The sequence below is a fragment of the Lactobacillus xujianguonis genome, assembly GCF_004009905.1.
GTDB lineage: Bacteria > Bacillota > Bacilli > Lactobacillales > Lactobacillaceae > Lactobacillus > Lactobacillus xujianguonis.
Genome location: NZ_ML136887.1, coordinates 1 through 25,308, shown reverse-complemented (window position 1 = coordinate 25,308; position 25,308 = coordinate 1). Strand labels below are relative to the sequence as shown.

General features: G+C 37.6%; 21 protein-coding genes and 1 pseudogene. 6 read left to right on the top strand and 16 right to left on the bottom strand.

Annotation, left to right across the window (positions count from 1 at the left end; all coding sequences use genetic code 11):
- Positions 1 to 84: 84 nt before the first annotated feature.
- From EJK17_RS07545 to EJK17_RS07530, 4 genes are all read right to left on the bottom strand, one after another.
- Entirely contained in the window at positions 85 to 759 is a 675-nt protein-coding gene (locus tag EJK17_RS07545; RefSeq protein WP_103662021.1) for an ABC transporter ATP-binding protein, read from the bottom strand.
- A 1-nt stretch (position 760) separates the two neighbouring features.
- Positions 761 to 1,822 (bottom strand): FtsX-like permease family protein, encoded by a 1,062-nt coding sequence (locus tag EJK17_RS07540; RefSeq protein ID WP_103661999.1) that lies wholly within the window; start codon positions 1,820 to 1,822, stop codon positions 761 to 763.
- Positions 1,822 to 2,352 (bottom strand): TetR/AcrR family transcriptional regulator, encoded by a 531-nt coding sequence (locus EJK17_RS07535; protein WP_103661998.1) that lies wholly within the window; start codon positions 2,350 to 2,352, stop codon positions 1,822 to 1,824. Before EJK17_RS07535 ends, EJK17_RS07540 begins: the two co-directional genes overlap by 1 nt.
- A 259-nt stretch (positions 2,353 to 2,611) precedes the next feature.
- A complete protein-coding gene (locus EJK17_RS07530; protein ID WP_103661997.1) occupies positions 2,612 to 3,211 on the bottom strand; it encodes a histidine phosphatase family protein in 600 nt (199 codons plus the stop codon).
- A 132-nt stretch (positions 3,212 to 3,343) separates the two neighbouring features.
- On the opposite strand from EJK17_RS07530, the gene EJK17_RS07525 reads away from it, so the two are divergent.
- A complete protein-coding gene (locus EJK17_RS07525) occupies positions 3,344 to 4,099 on the top strand; it encodes an alpha/beta hydrolase (protein ID WP_103661996.1) in 756 nt (251 codons plus the stop codon).
- Here EJK17_RS07525 and yaaA read toward each other — a convergent pair.
- Positions 4,096 to 4,857: a peroxide stress protein YaaA gene (gene yaaA / locus EJK17_RS07520; RefSeq protein WP_103661995.1), complete on the bottom strand. Its 762-nt coding sequence runs from the start codon at positions 4,855 to 4,857 to the stop codon at positions 4,096 to 4,098. The genes EJK17_RS07525 and yaaA overlap by 4 nt on opposite strands.
- A gap of 59 nt (positions 4,858 to 4,916) precedes the next feature.
- On the opposite strand from yaaA, the gene EJK17_RS07515 reads away from it, so the two are divergent.
- Entirely contained in the window at positions 4,917 to 5,564 is a 648-nt protein-coding gene (locus tag EJK17_RS07515; protein ID WP_103661994.1) for a hypothetical protein, read from the top strand.
- Between the two features lie 19 nt (positions 5,565 to 5,583).
- Here the strand turns inward: EJK17_RS07515 and EJK17_RS07510 are convergent, their stop codons facing one another.
- Positions 5,584 to 6,387: a DUF4931 domain-containing protein gene (locus tag EJK17_RS07510; protein WP_103661993.1), complete on the bottom strand. Its 804-nt coding sequence runs from the start codon at positions 6,385 to 6,387 to the stop codon at positions 5,584 to 5,586.
- A 165-nt stretch (positions 6,388 to 6,552) separates the two neighbouring features.
- Here EJK17_RS07510 and EJK17_RS07505 point away from each other — a divergent pair, with 165 nt between their 5' ends.
- Together EJK17_RS07505 and EJK17_RS11450 are read left to right on the top strand one after the other, a co-directional pair.
- The gene (locus tag EJK17_RS07505) at positions 6,553 to 7,764 is read left to right on the top strand and encodes a L,D-transpeptidase family protein (protein ID WP_103661992.1); all 1,212 of its coding nucleotides are present in this window, start codon (positions 6,553 to 6,555) and stop codon (positions 7,762 to 7,764) included.
- Positions 7,765 to 7,779: 15 nt separating this feature from the next.
- A complete protein-coding gene (locus EJK17_RS11450) occupies positions 7,780 to 7,947 on the top strand; it encodes a hypothetical protein (protein WP_168180766.1) in 168 nt (55 codons plus the stop codon).
- 98 nt (positions 7,948 to 8,045) lie between these two features.
- On the opposite strand, the pseudogene EJK17_RS07500 reads toward EJK17_RS11450, so the two are convergent.
- Positions 8,046 to 9,539, bottom strand: a pseudogene (locus tag EJK17_RS07500) (peptide MFS transporter).
- 128 nt (positions 9,540 to 9,667) lie between these two features.
- Positions 9,668 to 12,199: a M1 family metallopeptidase gene (locus tag EJK17_RS07495; RefSeq protein WP_103661991.1), complete on the bottom strand. Its 2,532-nt coding sequence runs from the start codon at positions 12,197 to 12,199 to the stop codon at positions 9,668 to 9,670.
- A gap of 184 nt (positions 12,200 to 12,383) precedes the next feature.
- On the opposite strand from EJK17_RS07495, the gene EJK17_RS07490 reads away from it, so the two are divergent.
- Positions 12,384 to 12,755: an aggregation-promoting factor C-terminal-like domain-containing protein gene (locus tag EJK17_RS07490; RefSeq protein WP_369823616.1), complete on the top strand. Its 372-nt coding sequence runs from the start codon at positions 12,384 to 12,386 to the stop codon at positions 12,753 to 12,755.
- A 78-nt stretch (positions 12,756 to 12,833) separates the two neighbouring features.
- Here the strand turns inward: EJK17_RS07490 and EJK17_RS07485 are convergent, their stop codons facing one another.
- Complete coding sequence (locus EJK17_RS07485; protein WP_103661989.1) at positions 12,834 to 13,817, bottom strand: cytochrome C5; 984 nt, start codon at positions 13,815 to 13,817, stop codon at positions 12,834 to 12,836.
- A gap of 141 nt (positions 13,818 to 13,958) precedes the next feature.
- Between EJK17_RS07485 and EJK17_RS07480 the strand changes: the two genes are divergently transcribed.
- The gene (locus tag EJK17_RS07480) at positions 13,959 to 15,203 is read left to right on the top strand and encodes an MFS transporter (protein ID WP_103661988.1); all 1,245 of its coding nucleotides are present in this window, start codon (positions 13,959 to 13,961) and stop codon (positions 15,201 to 15,203) included.
- Between the two features lie 38 nt (positions 15,204 to 15,241).
- Here the strand turns inward: EJK17_RS07480 and EJK17_RS07475 are convergent, their stop codons facing one another.
- The 7 genes from EJK17_RS07475 to EJK17_RS07445 all read right to left on the bottom strand — a co-directional run bounded on the left by EJK17_RS07475 (position 15,242) and on the right by EJK17_RS07445 (position 24,960).
- Positions 15,242 to 15,742 carry an O-acetyl-ADP-ribose deacetylase gene (locus tag EJK17_RS07475; protein WP_103661987.1) on the bottom strand — a complete coding sequence of 167 codons (501 nt, stop codon included), beginning with the start codon at positions 15,740 to 15,742 and terminating at the stop codon, positions 15,242 to 15,244.
- Positions 15,743 to 16,529: 787 nt separating this feature from the next.
- Positions 16,530 to 16,781 carry a hypothetical protein gene (locus EJK17_RS11835; protein ID WP_236629363.1) on the bottom strand — a complete coding sequence of 84 codons (252 nt, stop codon included), beginning with the start codon at positions 16,779 to 16,781 and terminating at the stop codon, positions 16,530 to 16,532.
- Between the two features lie 126 nt (positions 16,782 to 16,907).
- Positions 16,908 to 18,125, bottom strand: coding sequence for an extracellular solute-binding protein (locus EJK17_RS07465; protein ID WP_127796313.1), 1,218 nt, complete (start codon positions 18,123 to 18,125; stop codon positions 16,908 to 16,910).
- Positions 18,126 to 18,140: 15 nt separating this feature from the next.
- A complete protein-coding gene (locus tag EJK17_RS07460) occupies positions 18,141 to 19,130 on the bottom strand; it encodes a LacI family DNA-binding transcriptional regulator (RefSeq protein WP_168180764.1) in 990 nt (329 codons plus the stop codon).
- Positions 19,123 to 21,327, bottom strand: coding sequence for a glycoside hydrolase family 31 protein (locus EJK17_RS07455; protein WP_103661985.1), 2,205 nt, complete (start codon positions 21,325 to 21,327; stop codon positions 19,123 to 19,125). The genes EJK17_RS07460 and EJK17_RS07455 overlap by 8 nt, the downstream gene beginning before the upstream one ends.
- A gap of 338 nt (positions 21,328 to 21,665) precedes the next feature.
- Positions 21,666 to 24,314 (bottom strand): P-loop NTPase fold protein, encoded by a 2,649-nt coding sequence (locus EJK17_RS07450; RefSeq protein WP_103661984.1) that lies wholly within the window; start codon positions 24,312 to 24,314, stop codon positions 21,666 to 21,668.
- A 373-nt stretch (positions 24,315 to 24,687) separates the two neighbouring features.
- On the bottom strand, positions 24,688 to 24,960 hold the full coding sequence (locus tag EJK17_RS07445; protein WP_236629362.1) for a hypothetical protein: 273 nt from the start codon (positions 24,958 to 24,960) through the stop codon (positions 24,688 to 24,690).
- Between the last annotated feature and the right edge of the window lie 348 nt (positions 24,961 to 25,308).

Genomic DNA, 25,308 nt, shown 5'->3' with positions numbered 1-25,308 from the left:
TTACGATTGGAGTTAACGAGTGCAAGTCGTTAACTCCTTTTCTTTTACAATTATATGCGATTGCATAAAAATTCGCAATCAATCTTACTGCTTCTTACTCATTTTGCCGTCCATCATCTCATAGATATGGTCGGCATATTTTTCTAGTCGCGGATCGTGCGTCACTAACAAAATCGCCTTTTGCCGTTCTTTAGCCAATTTTTTAAATAATTTACCGACTTCTTCCACATTTTGAGTATCAAGAGAAGCCGTTGGCTCATCTGCCAATAACATTTCTGGATCGGCATAAAGCGCTCTAGCAATCGCCACTCTTTGCTGCTGTCCACCAGACAATTCATTAGGATATTTTTTCACTAAATCTGTAATCCCTAAATCCTTAAGCAATTTAGCTAAATCTTCTTTAGATAAGTTGTTTTCTTTTTTCACCTTATCTACCAAGATGAACTGCTCTTGAACGGTCAGAAATGGTACTAAATTATAAGCCTGCAAGACAAAGCCGATTTTCTCAAGCCGTAATTGATTACTCTCCTTAGCAGAAAATTGCGCAATATCTTCGCCGTTAATCAAGACTTGCCCTGAGCTGGGCTTTTGCAAGGAACCGGCAATAGTTAAGAAAGTACTCTTCCCGGCACCTGATGGTCCCATAATTAAGACTACTTCGCCCTTATTGGCTTGAAAATCCACATCTTTTAAAGCTTCCACTTGTGCAGAACCTTTGCCGTAAAATTTATCAACATCTTTTAATTCAATGACTGCCATTTTATTCACCAATTGCCTTTGCTGGATCTACTTTCAGAATTGATCTAATTGGAATCAAACTACCAATAATGCCCATGACCAGCATCCCTACGCTACCAATCACCATAATGGCCGGGGTAAAGTTCATCGGTACACTAGCTGGAATTGCAAATTCGGTTAGCCACATAGCGGCTAGGGCAATAACTACCCCAATCACCACTAAAATAATGGATTGGCTAACTGTCGCACCAACCAAGGTCTTGGACGGAATTCCTTGCGCCCGCATCACGGCAAAATTATGCATCTTTTGCATCGTCAAAATATACAAGAAGACGGCAATAATGATTAACGAAATCACGAACAGAAAGCCAATCATCAAACCGAAAGTAGCGTTTTGGGCAGTGTAGCCTGGAAGTTTATTAATAAAAGTCTTAGCCGGATAAGTCTTGGCATTATGATAATGGTAATCATAATTATCACGCTGGGAAATAATCGCTGTAGCTTTCACATTAGGCATCCCGCCCCGCAATTTACGCCAGACACTTAAACGACCATAAACAATCGGAGCAATATTAATTTTGGCGTTATTAACAAAGCCGACAATCTTGTATTTAGTTTTTGAATCATTCAGGCTAATTTTTTGCCCTAATTTGTAGCCTTTTAATTTAAATGCTTGATCAACTACGACTTCTTTAGCCGTCTTAGCCTTGCGACCACTAATTAACTCCAAATTCTTGTAAATAAATTGCTTGGACTTAATCCCGATAAATTGGGCTGAGACTGAGGGATGATGTTTGATTTTAGCAACCACAGGCGTTTCCCCAATCAAGGCTTCTTTTGACCCTAATTTAGCCTTCTTCAAGTCTTTTTCTGTCAGCATTGATTGGGCTAAATTGATATTGGAATTTTTATTCAAAACAATCTTTTTTATTTGCCAAGCATCAACGGCTTGCGTATTTTCTTGGGCTAAACCGATCGCCAAAGATGACAGCATAAAAATTAAATAGCTGATCAAAAATATCATCAAAATAATTAAGCCGTAACGCAATTTTTCTTTCTTAATTTCTTTAAATGCTAAAAACATTATTTATTGGCCCCACGTTTAATCAAATACAAACTTTCTTTGTAACGCTTTAAGTTTTCTGCTTTATTATCTGGATCCGCAAAGACCGACACGATTACTTCATGACTCAGTACCATCGCACTCCAGATTTCTGGTGTCATCTTCAATAACTGTTCCGAGTTGGTCTTCATGCTGCCAGGAATTGCGGCCTCGTTATAGAGCATGTGCAGCCGCATCATCTTCTTGTACTTGCTATGACCTGCTTCATCTAAGAAGTTAAGAACGCGTTCATAGAAGAAATCCGGATCAAATTTGGCATCCGGCTGCATCGTTACATGAATATCCTGGATGGCAATTTGATACAAATAAGTATAGGCATCCGTTAAATCATCGAAGTACTTATAAAAAGCACCGCGCGCAATATTAGCGTCTTTAACGATCTGCGCTACTTGCGCATCTGTTAAAGCATGATTACTAAATTCGGCTAATAAAGCAGCCGTAACGCGCTGCTTTTTTGCATCTGGTAAATTGATAAAAGTTGATTTGACCATTTTTCTACTCCCTCAAATAACACCGTGTCACTTTCTTGGCCTCAGCATACTGCGAAAATGACACCGTGTCAAATATGGAAAATAAAAAATATCTGGGAAAGGTATTTTCCCAGATATCTTACATACTCTATTCCAGAATTGTCGTGGTCAGAAACAGAAATAGCCGACTATAGTTACGAACATAAATTAAGCACTACGTGCTTTAATTTAGTTCTACACTATCTCGGCTATTTCTCGAGAAGTTTCTGACCACTTCTTCTTATGCCAAAACGCGATTGTAATAAACTAAGCGATTAATTCCCTTGCGGCAACTAAACTTAGCTAAGCCGCAATTGGCCATCGTTTGGAAGGCATCCATCTTGCCACCAGCCACCAAGTGTGCTGCCATTTCTCTAATTAAAGTCCCGTGAGCAACTACCAGCACTTTACCATCTGGATATTTACTCAATACTTCATCAAAGAAACTCGCACATCGCTCTTCTAAGTGAGCAATACTTTCGCCATTTTTTGCATATTTAATATAATGCTGATCGGCTTTGCCCCAAGGATCAATGGCATCAGGATATTTCTTAATCATATCAGCCAATAACTGTCCATCCCAATCACCATAATCTAATTCTAGTAAGCGCCGGTCCCGCTGCAGCTTCTTTTGACCTTTAGTGAAGATTTCAGCTGTTTCTACTGCTCGTTTCATCGGGCTCACAAACACGGCATCAAAATCACTGGCATCAAAATGCGCCGCCGCTGCCTTAGCGGTTCGACGCCCAGCCTCATTTAATTCTGCGTCAATGGCAGCACCTTGAATGCGGCCAGACTTGTTTAGGTCAGTTTGACCATGACGAATAAACACAATTTCCATTTTTTAACCCCATTATTCTCAAGAATGACTATATCTTACTATTTTTAAGACAAATTTTCGATTTTCTTAACTTATTAACCTCTAAAAAAGTATAAAATAGAAGTAACTAGACCAATTGAAAAGAGGAAAATTATGGCACGGATTACAATCCAAAGAGACGGGCTTACGTTAGTAGGTGACCGTGAAGAACCATTTGGTGAAGTCTATGACATGGCAATTTTAATGCACGGATTCACTGCTAACCGTAACACTGACTTATTAAGAAAGATCGCGGGCAACTTACGTGATGAAAATGTCGCTAGTGTCCGCTTTGATTTCAATGGCCACGGCGAAAGCGACGGCAAATTTGAAGATATGACCGTAACTAATGAAATTGCGGATGCTAAGGCAATTCTTGATTACGTCAGAACCGATCCGCATGTCCGCAACATCTTTTTAATTGGCCACTCTCAAGGTGGTGTCGTTGCTTCAATGTTAGCCGGTCTTTACCCTGATATTATTAAAAAAGTAGTCTTATTGGCACCAGCCGCTTCTTTAAAGGATGATGCCTTAAAAGGCAACACTCAAGGTGCAGAATACAATCCCGATCATATTCCTGATTTAGTGCCTTTAATTGGTAACAAGGTGGGCAAAAAACTGGGTAGTTTTTACTTAAGAATTGCTCAAATTTTGCCAATCTATGAAGTATCCGCTCGCTTCACTGGTCCGGTTTCCATTGTCGTGGGATCAAATGACCAAGTCGTTGATCCTAAATACAGTAAAAAGTACGATGAAGTTTACCAAAACAGTGAACTCCACATTATTGATGGCTCTGACCATAGCTTTACCGGTGAATACTTAGATCCCGCCGCTAAATTTGCCAGTGACTTTGTAAAGCCCCTTTTCTAGCGCCGCTTAAAGTCAAAGTTAGTACGAAAGACATAATGATCGTGTGTACTAGCGTCTTCATCAAATTGAAAATCAAAATCATGAAAGTCCTGCAAAGCTGCAGAATTTTTTATTTGCTTTTCCGCTAAATAGCGCACCATTTCACCTCGCGCCATCTTGGCATGAGTTGCGACCGTCCGCCACTTGCCGTCTTTTTCTTCTTGAAAATCAACGGTAATCATTTTTCTATTCGCAGACAAATAAGGCGTAACAATGCGGCTGTATTCTTTAGAAGCTAAGTTGATCACTAAATCGTCATCTTTAAATAAGCTAGCTGCAATTTTATCCTGCCAGTAATGATACAAACTATAGTCACGAAAGCCGGTCATTCTCGTCTTCATCTCTAAGCGATAAGGAGTAATCCCATCAAATGGGCGTAACATCCCATAAAAACCAGACAAAATTCGTAAATTGTCTTGAATATAGTCCAAGGCTGGTTGAGTGAACAAATCTGGCGCCATATACTGGTACTGGATTCCACTAAAAGCCACAATTGCTGGGGTTAAATGGTGGTGAAGATCCATTTCTTCGAGTTGTTTCAGACTAGCAGTAACTACTCTATCACTAGCCTGCCATAATTCTTTTAACTGCTCTTGACTTCTAGTTTTTAAAAAAGCAGCTAAGACTTCAGTTTCTGGCAAAAATTGCGGTAGCGACTGCACCGGAAAGGCTTCTAAATCGCGCTGCATCTTTTTAGCTGGAGCAATAATAATCTTCAACTTTTATTTTCCCTCTTTTCTACGGTAAAATGAGTTGTATTTATTAAGGAGGATTTTTTATGAACCCTGATTTTGCTATAATTTTAAGCTTTCAAATCAAACACCCTGACAGCACCAACGCTGACCAGTTGGTAAAGACCGCTCGTGACATTGGCGTCCGCGCAGTTAGCGGCAGTGACTTGTTAAAAGACGCTTGTCAAAAATACACAATTTCATTAGCTGAGCCAACTGATGGCTTAGACCTAACTAGTGACAACGTGATTGACACGCTAGTTACTAGACGTGAGCAAGGTAAAAGCACTGTAATCAACATTCCAGTAGCAGCTGATGGCAAGTTCAGTGAGGAAACTGTAGCTTTATTTGATACCATCAACCACTGGATGCACATGTTTGGGCATGCTCTTAACGATGGTGAAGTTTCTAAGTTGACGGTTGACCATGATGGCTTTGTCCTGGTTAACCGTCACGCTGACTATCAAAAATACGTCTTCTTGAAGCAGCCACTACCTGAACAAATTGTGGTCACTGGGCTTGAGCAAGAACCTAACCGGGTAGAATGGATTGAAAACCGCAAGGACTTAGACTTTAACTTTGAAAATGGTAAGTTAACTATTCAAGTCACTGCACCTGATGATAGTTTTCCTTGGCAAGTCCTACGCATTCAAGCTCACCGACCAGAAGATGATTTGGCGGAAACTAAATTCTAAGAACTCTTAGAATTATTTTTTACTTTTCAATTTTTAACCCATTGGCAAAAAATTTCCCAAAGCGTTTAGCTTCCAAATCAAGGGTAAGTTCATCATTAACTTGTGATAATTTATAACCGACAAAATATGGTGGCGCATTGAAACGCGTGATTAATTTGGCGCAAATCCCATGATCAAAGCGCGGATAAAAGAAGAGATTATATGAATCACAGCGGCCGTTATACATAACGTTAAGCATGTACTTCACGCCGCTTTGAATCCAATCAGCCCATAGGTCTAAATCTTGCTCGTGGTAAGTGTTAAAATTCAATTCGGTGTAACCTTGCACCGGGTGCTCAGCCACATTAACTTCCACGTCAGCGCTTTGAAAGACTGTTTCTCCCTCAAAGTTATTGGGATGGAGGTACTTATAACCGTCTTCTTTTTGCAAACCCACAATTTGCATATGGGGATGCACTAGTGAACCACCGGAATTGGGGCCAAAGTTCTTATACCAAAGAACTGACTGATATTGCGGATCAGCTTGCATCTTTTTAAAGCAAGCTAAGGCAAACTTCATCAACTTGCGGTTATAGTCACGTGAGTATGTAGCAATGTCGCCGTGATGATCATCTGATTCAATTAAGACGGTTTGCACTGTATCTCTTAACGTAGGAAACTTGTTATGCAGCCAGATCATGGGACCAGCTTGCTCATAAATATCAGTTAAATGGGCTACATCACAAAAAGGACAAACCTTTTTCTTTCTAGGAGCATCTTTACGATAAGATTGGGGCTTACCTTTAGCGATACTCATTTGAAAAACTAATGGATCATTTTTCATCTTTTTCCCCTCTTCACTTCTAATTGGACTAATATGATAATTATAGGGAAATTGATAAACATTCTTCAAGCAGACTTGCTTTACTAATGCGAGTCTAAATGATAAACTTTTAGCAAACATTCATTCGTTTAATTAAGAGATTCAAATAAAAAGTTGGGTATTAATATGCAATCAAGAAAAACTCTAAGAAAACGTAATAATCGTAGTAATCTGCTTCTCGTTATTGTTGGACTAGTGATCGTCATTGCAATTATTGGTGGCGTGGTCATTCACAATAACCGCGTGGCAGCTGAAGCTAAGGCACGAAAATTTGCGACAACGCACTTTAATCCAAATACGACAATTTATGGCGTTAAGGTCGGTAAATTAACAGTTGCTAAAGCAACGGCTAAGATCAACACCCAAGCCAAAAACACGGTCCGTTTAACTGATGATAAGGTTGTGGTTAGCCGCGATCCAAAATTAAAGACGATCGAAGAAAATGAAGTCAAAGACTTCTTCGATAAGCAACATACAGCCATGCCAAGCAATAAGAAATATAACTACGAGTCAAAAGAATTAACAACGGCTAAGAAGAAGTTGATGCAAGTCCATAATGCCGTTGTTGACTATAAAGTCGGTGGTAAAAGCTACAAGTTGAAAGCTAAAGATTTAATTGATCAAGCTACTTATCGTGATGGTAAATATCAATTTGAAGATGTTGATAAGTTAGATAAGAAGTTAAATGAAATTAACAAAGAAGTTTCAACTTTACACAAGAGCTACCGCTTCACGGTACCAACTGGTAACAAGGTTAACGGTAAAACGATTACCGTCAAGAACCAAAGTTACGGTTGGGGCATTTATCTGAAGAAGACCAAGCCCGCCATTGAAAAAGCCTTTATGAACGGTACGAAGACCGTGGATGGTAAAGACTATCTCTACGGTGAAGGTTACAGTACTTATGCTCACGGCTACGGTAAGAGTAACCACGGAATTGGTAACAGCTATATTGTTGTTTCAATTAAGAAACAAGAAATGTGGATCGTACGCAACAAGAAGGTTGTGGTCCACTTAACTGATGTAGTAACTGGAACTTACACCGGTGGTAAGGGTAACCGGACACCTACTGGAGTTTGGTACATTCAATATAAGGAATCCCCAAGTACTTTACGGGGTTACAATGACGATGGTTCAAAGTACGCTTCCAAAGTTAAATACTGGATGCCATTTACTTTAAGTGGTTGTGGTTTTCACGATGCTAGTTGGCGGACTGACTGGAGTAAGACTGCTTACTTAAAGGGTGGTTCTCACGGCTGTGTCAATGTTAAACCAGCTGAAATTCATAGTGTTTGGAAGAATGTTCACCAAAACCAAGCAGTAATTGTTTACAACTAAAGAAAGAATTTAACAATGACAATTGTAGGAATAATCTGTTTATTCGTCGCCTTAGTTTCCTTTTTACGGGCGAAGAGTAATGAAGAACAGGCCTGGCAAAAGACCATCGGCTGGATCTTCTTAGTTTTAGGAATTATTTTAGTTGGTATCTCATTAATTACCTTCTTTAAAATGACGGCATAGAAGTAGGAAATAAATCCCTTTTAATCATTGATAGTACTTGACTTTAGGTAGAAAAAAAGTGTTTTGTGAAAAATTTCCAAAACACTTTTTTATTATTTTTATTTAATTCCGTCCATTAGCACATTAATCCGCTTGACCATCAAGAACATGATCAACCCGAAGATAATACTTACTAAACCGACAGACCAGAAGTATGGGACTTCTGTGCCAGTTGAATAGAACTTTACAATTTGGGCATTAATGGCTTGTCCAGTAGCATCGGCCAAGAACCACATACTCATCATCTGTGAGCGATAAGCGTTAGGAGCTAGCTTAGTGGTAATTGATAAACCGATTGGTGAAATTAACATCTCGGCAATTTCGACGATAAACCAAGAACCAACTAACCACAATGGACTAACGCGCCCTTGCGTCCCAAAGAGCATCCCTGGAATGGCCATCCAGACATAAGATAAACCAGCAAAGATTAGCCCTGCTGCGAACTTACCTGGAGCAGTTGGTTGCTTCTTCCAGTTTTCCCATAGTCAAACAAAGAATGGCGTCAAGATCATGATAAAGACTGGATTTAAAGTCTGGAAGTTAGCAGCCGCAAAATGCCAGCTACCAAGGTGTAAGATAGTTCTTTCTTGCGCAAATAAAGCTAATACAACAGAGCCAGATTCTTCAATCCCCCAGAAAATTGCGGCGGCAATAAACAAAGGAATATAAGCCTTAACTCTTGAACGTTCTTGCTTGTTAACCTTAGGGCTTTTGAGCATCACAACGAAGTAGTAAACTGGCAAAGCAATCGCAATAATGGTCAATAAGGTGATGACATTATCAATATTCAATTGACCAGCTGCGCCCATGCCGGCTAAAATTACAGCTAAAGCAACTATGCCAATTACTACCCATTTGATAATGCGTAATAAATCGCCCTTATCAATCGGATCGTTAGGCAATAAACTTTCATTTGACAAGTATTTCTTCCCGCCGAAGTAATATTGCAATAATCCAAAGAACATTCCGACCGCGGCTAATGAAAAACCAGCATGGAAGTTAGTTTGCGTACCAAATAACTTAAAGCCAAAGCCATTAGCAGCCCAAGGAACTAAAATTGGCGCAATCGCACTACCTAAGTTAATCCCGAAGACAAACATACTGAAACCAGCATCCCGCCGGCGGTCTTCAGCACTATAAAGTCCACCAACCATGTCGGAAACGTTAGGCTTCAAAAGTCCCGTCCCAATGACAATTAAGGCAATGGAAACAAATAAGGCAACTTGTCCAGCTGGAAGTGCTAGCACGATATGCCCAAACATGATGAAGACACCGCCAATAAAGACTGTGCGGCGTGCACCCCAAATCCGGTCGGCCATCCAGCCACCAACCATCGTTGCTAGATAAACTAAGGAACCATAAATCGACATCACAGAAGCGGCCGTAGTCTGATTCATGCCCAGACCACCCTCAGTTACCGCATAGTACATGTAAAAGAGCAGGATTGCCCGCATACCATAATAACTGAACCGTTCCCACATTTCGGTGAAGAATAGGGTTGATAAGCCCTTCGGCTGACCGAAGAAGGCTGTATCGGTATTTTGTTTATTCATAAATTAATTAAAAACTCCTTACTAAAAGTCAACAAAATAATAATTATATCGCTCTTATAAGGAAGGCGTCAAAAAAGGCTGTGGGAAATAACTTTCCTACAGCCTTTTTGATTAACATATTTTACTAATTACAAAGCTTCTTTAACCGCCTTGTTAACATCTGCTTGTTCAGCCTTAATTAAGTCAACTCTAGTTGCAATAACCTTTGTATCCATCTTAATTTCACGACTTAACAATGGGACATTAAGTTTTGGTTCAAAGAATTCCTTGAATTCCTTCAATCTTTCAGGAGTTCTGAAGACGCGGCTGATCACAGTAATGAAGGTCGCAAATTCCATGTCACCACCCACTGTCTTATCAAGCCAGTCCCAGTCTTCTCTAATCCAGTCCCAAGCTGCTTGTTCACCCTTGTGGTTAACAAGTAAACCAGCAAACCAGCCACGCAAGTCTTGTGGTTTAACGACATCAGCGTTTTCGAAATCTTCAACAATCGTGTTGATTTCAGCTGGATCAGTGGTCTTAGTAATGGCAGCCCGCAAGTCAACCTTGTATGAAGCATCAGCAGTTTCTTGGTATTCCTTAATTAATTTAGCAATTAAGTTGTGGCTACTGAAGTTCTTGACTTCGTTAAGTAAAACATATGGACGAACGTCAGCGTTTAAGCTTTCCAAATTATCTTCATTTTCTTCATATAACTTGTGTGCAGCCTTAATTGAATCAGCGTTACCAGCATAAATGCTTGCGCTTAATTCGTAAGGACGAATTTGAATATCTTCGTCACTTTCACCAGACTTAACTTCCCAGCCTAAACGAGCAACTTGCTTTTCAGAAAGCTTGTTGTAGAAGGCCTTCAAGTTCTTTTCTGCTTCTGAATCTGGATCAACGAATTGACGCAACTTAGCAGCAGTGGTGTATAAAGCGTTGATTACTAAGTTTGACTTAGAATCCGCAAACTTAGTCAACAATGGCACGATGACAGCGTAAGAAATTTGCTTGCCTTCTGCAAGTAAGCGTAAATCTTGGAGTAATTGTAACTTGTCGATTGGGTTTAAGTTATCAACGTCAGCCATGATGTCCTTCATTAAAGTATCATCATACTTCACGATGAAGTGAGAGTTGTTACCGACATTCAAACGTAATGGGTGACCAGCTTTAGCACGTAATTCCTTGTAGTCGCCAAGATCGATTTCCTTTTCAGACATAATCTTAGATGCGTCAAAGTTAGCGTTCAATGGAATTTGCCAAGTTCTGCCTACATCCTTACCTTCACCAATGAAGAATTGCTTTTGGCTCAAAATCAAGTGGCCGTTAGCGTCAACTTTGGCATTAACAACTGGGTAACCTGGTTGCTTAAGCCATGAGTGCATGATCTTACCAATATCAAGATCAGTAGCAGTTGAAAGAGCATCCCAAAGGTCATCACCAGTGGCATTATCAAACTTGTGTTGGTCGAAGTAGTACTTCAAGCCCTTTCTTAAAGCATCATCGCCAAGAAGAGCACAAACCATGACTAACATTCTTGAACCCTTAGCATAAACGATGGCACCGTCAAAGACTGAGTCAATGTCAGCTGGGTCGTTAATTTCCATTTGAATTGGTTGAACCCCATCAGTAGCATCTCTGTTCAAAGCAGCAGCTGCTTCACTAGTTTGGAAAGTTTCCCAAATGTGCCAATCTGGTTCCAAGCCATCTACTGACAAGTATTCCATCATGTTAGCGAAACTTTCGTTAAGCCATAAGTTGTCCCACCACTTCATGGTTACCAAGTCACCGAACCATTGGTGAGCTAATTCGTGGGTAATAACTGTCGCAACATACTTCTTTTGTTCAAGTGAAGTGTTGTCTGGATCAAGCAAAAGGGCTGCTTCACGGTAAGTTACTAAGCCCCAGTTTTCCATGGCACCAGCTGAGAAGTCTGGTAAACCAAGTTGCAATGATTGTGGCAATGGGTACTTAGTTTGGTAGAATTCTTCGTAAAATTCAATTGCGCGCTTAGCAACATTTAAGGCAAAGTCTAATTCCTTAGGCTTGTGGGCCTTGGTTGCATAAACTCCAATTAGGACACCATCTTTAGTATGGGTCGTCTTAGATTGCAAGTCACCAAAGGCAAAGGCCACCAAGTAACTAGACATGCGGACAGTTTCTTCAAAGTGGTGGTAACCATCCCTGTCAACTTCAACTTCTGGCATGTTAGCAAGGGCAACTTCGCCTTCTTCTTCATCCCACTTAAGAGCAAGTGAAAAAGTAGCCTTAGCTTCAGGTTCGTCCACACTTGGGAAAGCTTGACGAGCAAAAGTAGTTTCAAATTGAGTACCGATGATTTCCTTCTTTTCCCCATTTAGCTTGTAGTATGAAGGATAAATTCCCATCATAGTATCAGTTAGTGGAGCACTATAAACAATTTCGATAACTGCCTTACCAGTGACACCAGCGGTGATCTTAATTGCTTCATCTTTTTCAATTACTTCAAAATCAACGTCTTTACCATCAACCTTAACACTATCAATGCTCATGTACTTTTGATTAATGAAAACTGGGTTACTGATTACTTCACCAGTAATCGTTGAAGTACCATTGATTGTCTTGTGCTTACGGTTAACATTAATCCGTAAGTCGTAATGTTCTGGGTGGAAAGTTTCATAAAAACGTTTAACTGCCATATATTTCTTCCTCCTTAAATAGCATGATTCACCTTAAATTTTACCAAAAAAGCGGTTTTTTACGTAGCTGATGCACTTTTTTTCTTGATTGTAAGAGCTCCGTTGTCGTTTTGTAACATTGCTGTCACATTTACCTTGTACTATTAAAGCATAGTCATTAAGAAATAATTAAGTTTTACAGGGAATGAAAATATCTATGAATAATTTAAAATCTAAGTTAGTTAAATTAGTTATCGCGTTTACTTTAGCCTTGACTACAGTTGTTGCAGTTCAAGCTTTTACTACTAATAGTTCTACCACTCAAACTGTTCAAGCTGCTCGTAAGCTTTCTAAGAAGGAAAAGGCAGCTAAGCGTTGGATCGCTTTACGTGAATCAGGCGGTAGCTACATCGCTAGAAACGGTAATTGTTACGGTAAGTACCAATTAAGTATTGGTTACTTGCACGGCGATTTATCTCCTAAGAATCAAGAACGAGTTGCTGACAACTACGTTTACAGTCGTTACGGTTCATGGGCTAACGCTAAGAGATTTTGGTTAGCTCACCACTGGTACTAAAAATTACTTCAGTGAAATTCCCGTAAATATAAATAACGGTTAGGATAATCAATCCTAGCCGCTATTTTTTTGCATTTTTTAGTTAAAATTATCACGCTTAATAAAGCGATAAAAGGCAATGATCATAACGCCAATCGCACATGCAATTGCCACATAAGCCATCGGACCAATGGTGACAGCTGATTGAGCTGAAACTTGATCCATTTGATTTTCAACGGCATAAGCTACTACCCAACGTTTCATCAAGATTGGAGTGAACAAGAAGCTTACCATCGTAATAATTGAAGCAATTAAAGTTGCATTTCTTGAATATGGTTCTTTGAAAAATTGCGCTAACACACAAAAAGCTGGAGCAATCATTAATAAAAGCGTCCACATCACAATCCAGCGTCCTGAGGGTGAACTCATCATTTGTGCACTATTGGTGGCATAACGGTATGTACTCCAGAGCTGGTTACCAGTGAAGGTATTTAACAAATTTAAAAAATACGTCCCTTGTTGGCCATAGCTCCCGCCACGACTAGAAAGCATCCCCTCAACTACCTGCAAACTATCAGTGGAACCAGCTGAAGAAAAGTTAACGTTCACGACTTGCTTCATATAAGTAGCCAAGAACATTAGAACTGACCCACCTAATTGCAGAGCTCTGAGCATACTAAGCTTTCTGGAAGCCTTCATCTTAAATTCAAGACTGAGTACTTGATGCGGATGGTGACTGTGACCAATCACCACAATACCTAAGGCAATCAAAACTGCCAGAATCGCTAATCCCCACCAGAGCTTGATCATGATTAAGAAAATCGCCACCAGAATCAAGAAAACAGAAACATATGGCCGATCCGAAAAAATTTGCCAAAAATTCAATTTTACGTGGGTATAATCCTCACGGGAATTTCCAGCAGTGATTGCTGGTTTATTGCGGTGCTCATGTCTTTTTTCTCTTAACTGAAATTCTTCGCGGCTATTAGCACGATTTTTAGCATAACTACTTCTTGCCTTCTCCGCTTGCATCTGGCCGTGTTCTTTCTTCATGCGATATTCACGGCGTGACATATGTGCCATAGTGACAACTCCCTTCTCAAGCCACTATCCTAGCACAGAAACGCTAAACTGCTACAACAATTTTTACTTTTTCAACAATTTTTATACATTTTGCGTGGTACAATTAACTAGATACACTTACTAATTGAAAGAGATGACTTTTTGCATAAAACAGATTCGCTAAATTTACCACAAAGTTGGCACAAAGCCTTTTATACTTTATGGCTTGGCTGTTTCATCACCGGGATGGGCTATTCAATGACCATGCCCTTTATTTCCCTCTTTATTTCAGATTTAGGTAATTACAGTAAATTGCAAGTTAACCTTTATTCTGGACTTGCCTTTGCCATGACTTTCATCGCTCAGGCAATTGTTTCTCCTTACTGGGGCAGTTTGGCTGACCGCAAAGGACGAAAATTAATGTGTATGCGGGCTTCAGGCGTGATGGCGTTGACCATTACTTTAACTGGTTTTGCACCCAACGCTCTTTACATTGTTATCATGCGGTTTATTCAGGGCTCTTTTTCTGGTTACATCAATAACGCTACGGCCTTAATGGCTGGTGAAACTCCGCACCAACGTAGCGGCTGGGTAATGAGCCAGATGATGACGGCTGGGACGGCCGGCAACTTGGTTGGACCACTACTTGGTGGGGCCCTTTCAAGTTCCTTCGGTAATATCTTTGGCGGAGCCTGGGGTTACCGGATTCCGTTCTTTATCACTGGGGTCTTGATGTTCTTGGTCTTTTTAGGAACGAGCTTTTTAGTTCATGAAAACTTTACGCCAATTTCACGTGACAAGATGAAGCCAATGGGCGAAATTATGAAGAGCTTGCCTAGTGTGAAATTGATTATCATCATGTTTATTACTACTATGTTGGTTCAATCTTCAACCATGTCGATTGACCCAATCGTGTCTTTATATGTTAAATCAATGATGCCTCATAGCTCCGATGTCGCCTTTGTTGCCGGGGTAGTTGCCGCTACACCAGGCCTTGGAACCTTAATTGCAGCCTCAAAGATTGGCCACAAGATGGACGAAATTGGTCCACTGCGGGTCTTACGCGTTGGCTTAGTTGTGGGGTTTATTCTGTTCATTCCGATGGCTTTGACGAATAATCCATGGGTACTGGCTTTCTTGCGGTTCTTGTTAGGAATTGCCAGTGCGGGGATGTTACCAGCTGCGCAAACCGTCTTAACTTTGAATACGCCAGCTGAAAGCTTTGGCAGAATCTTCAGTTACAATCAGTCCTTCCAAGCTGTTGGAGCTGTGCTGGGATCCTTGATGGGCTCAACGATTTCAGGCTTATCCAACTATGCGACTGTCTTTTGGATTACTGGTTTTACCCTGCTACTCAACTTTATTTTAATTTTGATTTTTGCTTGGAGTAAAAGTTATCGTAACTAAAATAAAAACCATGATCGCACATGATCATGGCTTTTTGTTTACTGCAATTTTTTCATCAATTGATACATCCACTTATCATAGGCGCAAAGCGTAATGTCAATTTGATAATCTGGATGCTCTTTTTGCCAAGTCCGGATTGTGTCAAAGGCAAGCTTTTCTGCCTTGTCAGCGGGATAACCGTAGACTCCAGTTGAAATGGAAGAAAAGATAATGCTGTGTAAGTTGTTTTTCCGGGCTACTTCTAAGGAATTGTAGTAGCAAGCCCGCAGTTTTTCGGCATCCCTAACAGAACTATGATAAACCGGACCAACCGTATGAATAACATATTTGGCTGGTAAGTTGTAACCTTTAGTGATTTTAGCTTGACCAGTTTCACAGCCACCTAGCTTTTCACATTCAGCGAGTAATTCTGGACCAGCAGCAGCGTGAATTGCACCGTCAACGCCCCCGCCGCCTAATAAGGAGCGGTTAGCCGCATTAACGATCGCATCGGCTGGCATTTTAGTAATATCTCCTTGAACAATTTTAATTTCTGACATGATTATGCCTCGTGTTTCTTTTTCATTAATTCTAACATTTTCAAAATAGATTGAGTTCCCCTAAAAATATTTGGTATGCTAATAAAAAAGTAAGTCTATTCAATATAATCATTTGGTAAAAATCTATGTTTTCAAAAAAAGAACTCAAAGTAATTGCAAATATTATTCTTATATTTTATCTATTAGCTTTAGGTCCAACTTTTATATTTGGCTTTACTAAAAACTTTCTAATCTAATACTATTTTTCATCTATTATTTTACAAGGTTTATTACAAAAAGTATTATTTTATTGCTCTCTTCGATCATTTGTTCGTAGGAACTGAAATAATTATATTAAAGTCAGTAAAAAGAACATAGGTTTTATTAAAATGTTTTGGATCACAATGCATCCCCTAAACAAAAAAAGCACCCATCAAAAAATGAGTGCCAAGGGACCATTGTCCCACGTAAATTTTATAAAGGAGCTTTCCTCCCATTGCTTACATTATGTCACAGCTGAGTTGTTAACTCAATTGTTTAACAGACAGTTCAGCTCCTTCAACTAATTACCCCAAACCAGCTTAGAAAGCTTACCTCTTCTGCTCATGCTACTATCGGCTTTATAGTTTTTTCTGGCTGCGGATTTACTCTTGGAATACGTATTCGGCCAAGTAGTGACAAATACATAGAGATTTTTACGGCTATTAGTGACGTACGCAGTTGATGTCTGACCGTGTGGGGCGCATATCCACATTCTATTGCCTTTAGTCCTAATCAATAGGTGCGAACTGCCTTTGGCATTATATGCTCATTTAGTATATTTGTAGACTCTTGCCCCGCCATCAGTACAGCCGGCTAAATTAATTTCAGTGCGTGTAATCTTGAAGGGCTGAACCTTCCCGTTACCCCAGCAACTATACCAAGTGCTGCAGAAATTCTTAGGCACTGCGGTCTTTTGAAAAATAGATGCACCTACTTGCTCAGGTTGATTAGTTATCCAACCTGCTGAAATAGCAATTAACATCCCTGCCAAAAAAGCTAAAATTCTTTTGATCTTCATGTTTTTCTCCTTATTACTACTTATCTTCAGTATAAACCTGATCAAACTGGTATGAGTGAGAGAAATTTCATGCATAAAAAAGGCATCCTTCAACAGGATGTCTTCATTATTATTTTGCTTTATGTTCTATTTCTTAGAAATATCTTTTTGAAGTTTAGCTAATTTAGCTCTGTATTGATCAGGCTTAACTTTGTGGTCGTATACACCACTTAATAATGGAGCTGATTCATTCCAGAATACAGTGATTTGTGGTAATTTTGGCATAATTACTGAGTGACTTGGTTGTGACATAGTCATAACAGCATCTGCAACTTCATCATTCTTAACAGCTGGGGTTTGTTCCGCTGCTTTATTAACAGGAGTTTCACCAGTCTTCTTATGAACTACTAATTGTTGTTCCTTACTTGTTAAGAAGTTAGCCAATTCTGCAGCGCCTTTAGGATTCTTAGTACGTGAGTTAATTGCAAAACAACCAATACCCAAGAATGCCTTCATTTGTACTTGCTTACCGCCAACAGTTGCCTTAGGGAATGGAGCTACAGCAAAGTTTTTACCTAAAATTCTACGAATGTTAGTTGCATCCCATGGTCCATCAAGAATTGCTTGTGCATGGTTCAACTTTAATTGGTTCAATGCATTAGAAGTTTGCATTACGCCTTTATTATCTTTTTGAGCAGCTACCCATTTCAAGCCATTTACACCATCTTGACTATCCATAGTTGAGCCCTTTACATCTTCGCCGTTATCACCAAATAACTTTGTACCTGCTGAGAACATAATTGGCCAAATGTTATATGCATTTGAGAAGTCAGTTGCTACAACGCCTTTCTTAGTCAAAGTGTCCCAATCTTTGACATCGTTAGCTGACAACTTAGACTTGTTGTAATACAAGAAGTTAATATCTGAAGTATATGGATAACCGTACACTTTACCTTTCCAAGAAGCAGCCTTGTATGCCACTGCAATATCATTATTCTTAATATTTTGGGTATCTTTGGGTGAAACTGGGTTAATGTATCCAGAACTTGCCATTTGTCCTAATTGATCATGTGGCACTGCAAATACATCAGCTGCTTTAGTTGGGTCTTTACCAACATCTGTCTTGGCATTGGCAGTACCGTTAGGACTTGGAGCTACCTTTACTTTAATGTTTGGGTGCTTCTTTTCAAATTCCTTAACTGAAGTTTTATACCATGGAACATAATCAGTAGCTACCCAAAGGGTTAATGGCTTATTACTATTATTTGAAGAACTAGTAGAACTTTGGTTATTTCCACAGGCTCCAAGTGTTACTGCAGTTAATGCAACTGTACTTACCATCAATAATTTTTTCCACATACTCATAATATTTACTCCTTATTAAAATAAATCCCTTTCTGCTTTCACGAAAGTTACTGGCAGAATTTTGCGATAATTATTCTCAACTGTTTCTCCATTAATTTTCTTCAAAAGAATGTGAACAGCTTCTTTTACAAGATCTTTAATCGGCTGTTGAATAGTATCCAAAAATAATGGCGAAGATTGTGAAGTATGCGCTCCATCAAATCCAATTATCTCTATCTGCTCTAATAATTTTGGATTTATCTGAGCTAATGCTCGTTGTGCAATCATTCCATACTCATCAGTTACGGCAAAAATACCATCTAAAGATTTCCCTTCTTTTTCTAGATAATTAAATATTTCTTGCCGATAACTTGGTTCTAACGAAGCTCTGAAGCGCTTAAACTTAATACCTTTATCAGTTAAATACTTGCTAAACGCTTCAGCTCTTAAATCAGTCCCAGTATGATGATGCGTTTCTCGACTCAGTAACAATAAGTGTTTTCTTTGCATTTTCAATAATTGTTTAGCTGCTAAAATACCACCACCTTTGTTATCACTAGAAATCAGCGGCACTTCTGGTGAAACTTGTCGTTCAATCGAAACTAAATTCAAATTTTCACTAAAATCGGTAAAATTATAAAAATCGGAATATGACATAGTAATTACTCCAGCCACTTGATTTAAGGCAGCCATACGTAATATTTCCTTTTCTTCCTGAGGGCTACTATGTGAGTTCTCTAGAATCATTTTGTAATGATGTCGGCTCAATTCCTCTTGCATGTAAAAAATCATTTCAGAGAAGAATGAAGTCCAGTTAGTTGGAACGATAAAAACAATCTCAGAATTAGTCGAGGTCTTTAGTTCTCTAGCCTGTAAATTAGGAATGTAACCTAATTCTTTTATGGCCTTATCTACTTTTTGTCGATTTTCTTCTTTAATTTTTCGGCCATTAATATAATTAGATACCGTGCCACGACCAACTCCAGCTACCCTAGCAACATCGTTCATTGTCGGCTTTCTATTCATGGTATGCCTCACGGACGTAAGCAAGTTCACTCATTGCACTACGAAGATTTGCATCTTGTAAGTTATTCAAGTAATTAATGAAATCACCATAGCTATAATCTTTTGCGACAAACTTTTGATAAATTTCTTGTTTTACATCGAATGAGATCTTGGCCTTTTGCAATACTTGATATGCTTTGTTGAAAACATCGTCTAACTTGTATTGCACTACTTTTACTTCGATTTCTCGATCTGCTGGAATAATTTCTGTATCGCCTGCAACCTTCCAGACGAGTTTTCTTTGTTGCTCGTTCCAATCAAATTGTGTTTTAGCAACGTGACCCTTTTGATGTTCAACTAATGTATAACTACAATCTTGACCTGGGAAAACTGCAACTTGTAGTTTCTTTGGTAGATTATCGATATCTTCCATGTAGTTAGGGTTAGTAACAATTAAACTGCCCTTCTTAACGAATACCGGCATTTCATCAATCGAGCGGTATGTCTTAAGAACAGTGTTGCCTTCGTAAACTAAATGATTGAAGTAATCAACCCATTGTCCCTTAGGAAGCCAAGTCTTGCTGTGTCCAAGTTGAGTTGCGGAATCATGTGGCTGGGTAATTGGTGAAACCAACATGTTTGAACCAAAGATATATTCATTCTTGATTTGATATGCTTCATCCTTTTCAGGATATTCATAATAAAGTGGCTTAACAATTGGAACGCTATTTTCAGCTGTTTGATAATTTGCTGTGTCTAAGAATGGCACTAATTTGGTACGTAACCGTAAGAATTTCTCTTGAGCTTTTTCATAATCTAAGCGGAAATTCCAAGGTTCTTTCCCTGAAAAGATATTATTTGATGAATGCAAACGATTAATTGGACTAAATACACCAAATTGTAACCATCTGGTTGACAATTCTCCATCATAGCTACCACGCATATGGCCGCCAATGTCATGGCTCCACCAGGTGTAACCGATATTGGATGCCGTAATCGTGAAGTAAGGCTGGAAATCTAATGAATTCCAAGAGATTACTGTATCACCAGAAAATCCTAAAGGATAACGGTGCGAACCAATTCCAGCATATCTGCTTAGGATAAGAGCAGCATATGGTTTTTCTTTCTTAATATCTTCATATTGATAGTGATTTAGTAACCATAAAGGATCTAAACTAGACTTAGATTTTGAAAATCCTTGTTGCCAATCTATCCACCAAAAATCAATACCTTCTTTTTCTAATGGATGTAGAACGTCCTTAAAGTATGCATTTCTAAATTTGGTATTAGCCAAATCAAATGCTGCAGGCTCTTCATTCTTAGTATCCAAATCAAGATCTTTAGCAACAAGTGGATATTGATCTTCAAAGGCACGAATACCATCGGCTGGGTGAATATTCAGTGCTATATGTTTGTTGTGTTCATGCAGCCACTGCAACAAACGAACATGATCAGGGAATAAATCTTTATTCCAGGAGAAACCAGTCCAAGGAGAACCATATTTTGCTGGAATGTCTTCACGATGCCAATCAGTATCGATTACGGACACATTAATGGGAATCTTTTTAGTTTCAAACTTTTTAATTAATTCCATGTATTCTTCTTGAGAATATGGATGGTAGCGACTCCACCAGTTTCCTAAGGCAAACCGAGGAATCAATGGCGTTTTACCAGTTAAAGAATAGAAATCTTTCAATTCTTCTTGATAATTATGACCATAGGTAAAGAGATAGCCATCTACTTGATCTTGTGAACGAGGAATATATTTGTCTTCCTTTTCATCATAAATAAAGGAATTAGAATCATCTAAATAGCTATAACCATCTTTAGACATGATCCCATCTTCTAGATCAATAGGTCCATCTGCTCTATCTAGAGTACGGGCAGTACCCTTTAAATTGTTAGTTCCTTCAGCATTTTTATTACCGAAATACCAACGACTAACATGGAGGGCTTGAGCTACTTTAATATCTGCATATAAATTCTCTGGTGAAAATTGTCCGCCATCATAATAGAGATGGAAGGCAGGAGTAATTATCTCTACCACATGTCCATTATGATTTTTAAGAACCTCTGGTTCCGGAGAAGCAAAATCACGATTTAGAATTGCAGTTGTAGGTCGATCTTCAAATTGACCATTCGAACTTTCTTCAACTCTAATTAATGAATTCGTAATAACGGTAAAACGATATGTATTTCCTTTAACAATATAATTCATATGTTATTCCTTTCGTTTTACTTGTAACCGCTTTCTATAGTTATAGTATAGTTGGAACGTTCCATTTTGTAAAGGACTGATTTTTAACAAAAGAAATAATGCATATTCTTTCTACAGAAAAAGCACAGCTGCCAAACTATGACATCTGTGCTTATTTAACTCTAAAGCGATAAATATATAAGGAAAACTTAAGATACTTCGACTCTACAATTTTCTAATTACTGTTTTGGTACAACTATTTATAAAAATCCACTATCAAATAGCATTAATATTGCTATTGATCAATTATTCTTATCATTTTGTCTTTTATATGTACAAATTACTTAGACAATATTAAATTACAATTCACAATAATCGATTTGTCTATCTTTTTCCACTCTATTAATCTTCGCATCTTTATTTTTTAACAGTTCGGTTTTATATGCAACATACTCATTGACTACCTTCTGCACTATTCTCTGTGATTTATTTTTAGGAGCAGTTTCTTTACAAATCTCAATTAAATCCGGAATACATTTCAATTTATCTTCAATCTTACCCATTTCTTCAGAAGACATTTCATAATATATTGTTTTAAAGTTTTCTCCATTAGTTATTAGACATCCAAAAAAGCGAAAGATACTTTTTGAAGTAACTGTCTTACTCAAATAAGCATTAACCTTTTCAGGAACCAATTTATTATTGAGCATTAAATTATAAAGTTGCGGGGCATTTTGATAAAAGCCGTTCCCGTCAAAGATATTTACCGATTTAGCAATAATATCCTTGTACATCTGTAATTGAAATTGAGCTATCGTATTCCTATTTCTTATTAAATCTCCTGATAAGCTGCCTATACTTTCACTTATATCTCTATTAATTTTATTTACAATATATAACAAATCATACCTATTAGAAAATTCACTTACCAAAAAATCATTAAAATCTTCTTTGTTAACCTCCTTAATAAGATTAGAAACAATAAATATAAAATCTTCCCAATAAAATCCATTATGTTGGCGATTATCGATAACATATTCAAAAATTACTTCAGAAAGTACTTTTCGTATTTGTGAAGAAACAATATCATCTCTATCAGTAAACATTGATAGTCCCGAAATCGGCAATTCGTTTTTGTCTGTGTTGATCGATGTAATAAATGCTACCCAGGCTTTATTTATATCGTCTTTTATATTATTGCCTTTTTGTTCTCCTATCTGATTGACTTCAGCAATGAACTTTTTTACTTTACTATTCTCAACAGTATTATCATTTTCTGCTAAATTAAAGTAACAGTCAAAGAACATTTCTGAATTTATTGTTGCTCTTTTTGAACTATAATTTCCATAACATGATTCTTCAATAATATTTTGAGTCACATAAGTTATGACAGGAAACATTACTTTTAGCATATCTGCATATTGTCTATTATTAGAAATAAGATCTTCAATATACTTTCTGTCTTCAGTGGTCAAATTATTAAGATTGTTAAAATAAAGAGATTGAGTCCAAGTTAATAGTTTTTTGTGATCTTTGATATTTTCATATAATTCAGGATTTTTGAAGTGGATATATTGGATAGCAATTACGTCCGGTAAATATAAGCGCAGTGTATCCCTATTTGCTAAAATCGTATAAACCGAATTAATTATTCTTTTTAAATCTCGTATGGTTGTGATATTCGATACAATATTTTCTTGAACTTTCTGAAAGTCTTTAGCTTCTCCTCTTACTTGAAAGCCATTGTTCATTCCATAGCTATCTCTTAAATTGTTCAGACATGTATTACAAATGTCCAAATCAATGCTAATTGGCATTTGAATCTCTTGATTTATTACCTTTTCAGCAAATGAAACATTTGAACTTTCGGTATTTTCCAATACTTTATTTAGTCTGTCATTATCATAAAGCAGAACATAAGTAACATTAGGTATGTCGAAGACCGAATTAATAAGTTTTAAAATCAAAATTACTTGTTCATTATCAGCTCTATCTAGATTTTCAATACACATTACATAATGTTTATTCGCACTCTTTACATAATTAGTTAACTTTTCCTTCAACTCGAAAACATCTTGATATGTATTAGGATCTAAAAATAATGCCTCAATTCCATTTATTGAAATCCCTGCAAGTAATTTTGCAGCACTAGTAATTAATTTATTAGTTAAGGCAGAACGATATTGTATACCTAATCCTGTTAAGAAATAGTTATACATCCCTTTAATCATTTCTTCTTTAGATTCAAATAACCATAGATCAAAATCAGATTTATTAGTATGTGATAAATCAACAGAGTTTGCATCTTTGTTTATCTTTTTCTTAGCCAAGTTAAGAATTGTAGATTTTCCTGATCCCCATATACCTGTTAATCCTATAACATATGAATGTTTACTAGTTGGATGTTGCATAGCTTCTGTTAATTGTTTAACAATATTTCTTCTATCGAACAGATCATAATCTACTTCTCTCTCATCCACTAAAATTTCGCCATGTTCATTTTGCGTAACATTACTTTTATTATATAAATCACGTAAATCAACTAAAGAACTTGATAATTTATTAGATTCAAATATTTCATTTGAAATCGATGTATCATAAATTTTTTTAATTCGACAACAAATTATACTACCCGTCAAAAGCGTAATTGCCATCATAATTGACTCAGCTTGATTATTTGAAAAACTAAAAATCCAGATATCCGTAGCAGAAATAATAAACAAGGAGGTTAAAAATGTATCTACTTCATTTACTATGGAAAATTTCATTAAATAAAATAAGTGTGTAGAAACAATCCAAAAAAGCAAAACTATAATAGTCAAAACAATGCTTAATATACCAAAATATGGAAAGTCAGGTATTGTCTTACGGGGCCACTTATTTACCCATCCATTACCACTTACATATGAACTTAGAAATATTAATATAGCTGAGACCGTAATCGGCTGAATCTTAAAAAATGCAACTTTAAAGTAATTTGCAATACACTTTATATACTTAATACTCATATTTTTCTTTTCTACTCACGTTAATTTTAATTTGGAATATTCCACATCACAAAAACAGCCCCACCAACCTCAACCAAGGAGATTGCCGGAGCCAGCTACACTATATACGACTTAATAAACATATAAATTATACCAATAAACATTATGCGATTCATGCAACATAAAAATTCTAGCCTCATATCAACAAGACTGGGATTTTTCATTAGCGCTCAATCTTGACTATCCTCTCTTGCTCTAACTTCCTATAAAAATGAGAAAAGCATCACACACATAAGTGCATGATGCTTAAAACCTGAATCAACTTAGCTCGAAGCCTTGTTGACCAACGTCATTAGCGCTGATTCCTTATATCTTATTATATGCCGCCAGTGTCCTACAGATCTGGCAGCGTTACTATGGGATGCAGCGTGAAGTTATTCTGCTTCATAGCATTTGGTACATCTTGAGGCGAAGCGTTACTCCACACAATAGCGTTACGTAATACCGTATCTTTCATTTTCGCTTGTATTTCATCAAGAGTATCCTTATTAGCCCTGATATATTCGGTCAAAGCCAATTGATAAAGAGCAATGAGCTGTGCTACGTATGCATTAGCATGCTTCATAAATGATAAATTATTGGCATCTTCCCAGTATGAATCAGCCATATTTGCTTTAGCGAATTCCTTCTTAAATATTTGAAGGCATCTATATTTAATACAAAAAACAGTATTTACCTTGTTTCGATCAGATTCAGGAGTTTCAATTACTTATTTAATGGGCGAAGCACCACCGTGTTAAATCAAATTTACCATTTCATCTAAATAGCTTATGAATATTTAATAAAAAATAATCGCTACTTCTTTTTCTACGTAAAGTCAAGCATCATCGTATGTTTTGCTTTATTATTTTGTATAATTTAACGACTTAATTAAAATTGTGTCGATTTATTTTTAAACGAAAGTATGACAAATAAGCCTGCAAATCTATAATTTTTGTAAGCTTAGTTTTATAAT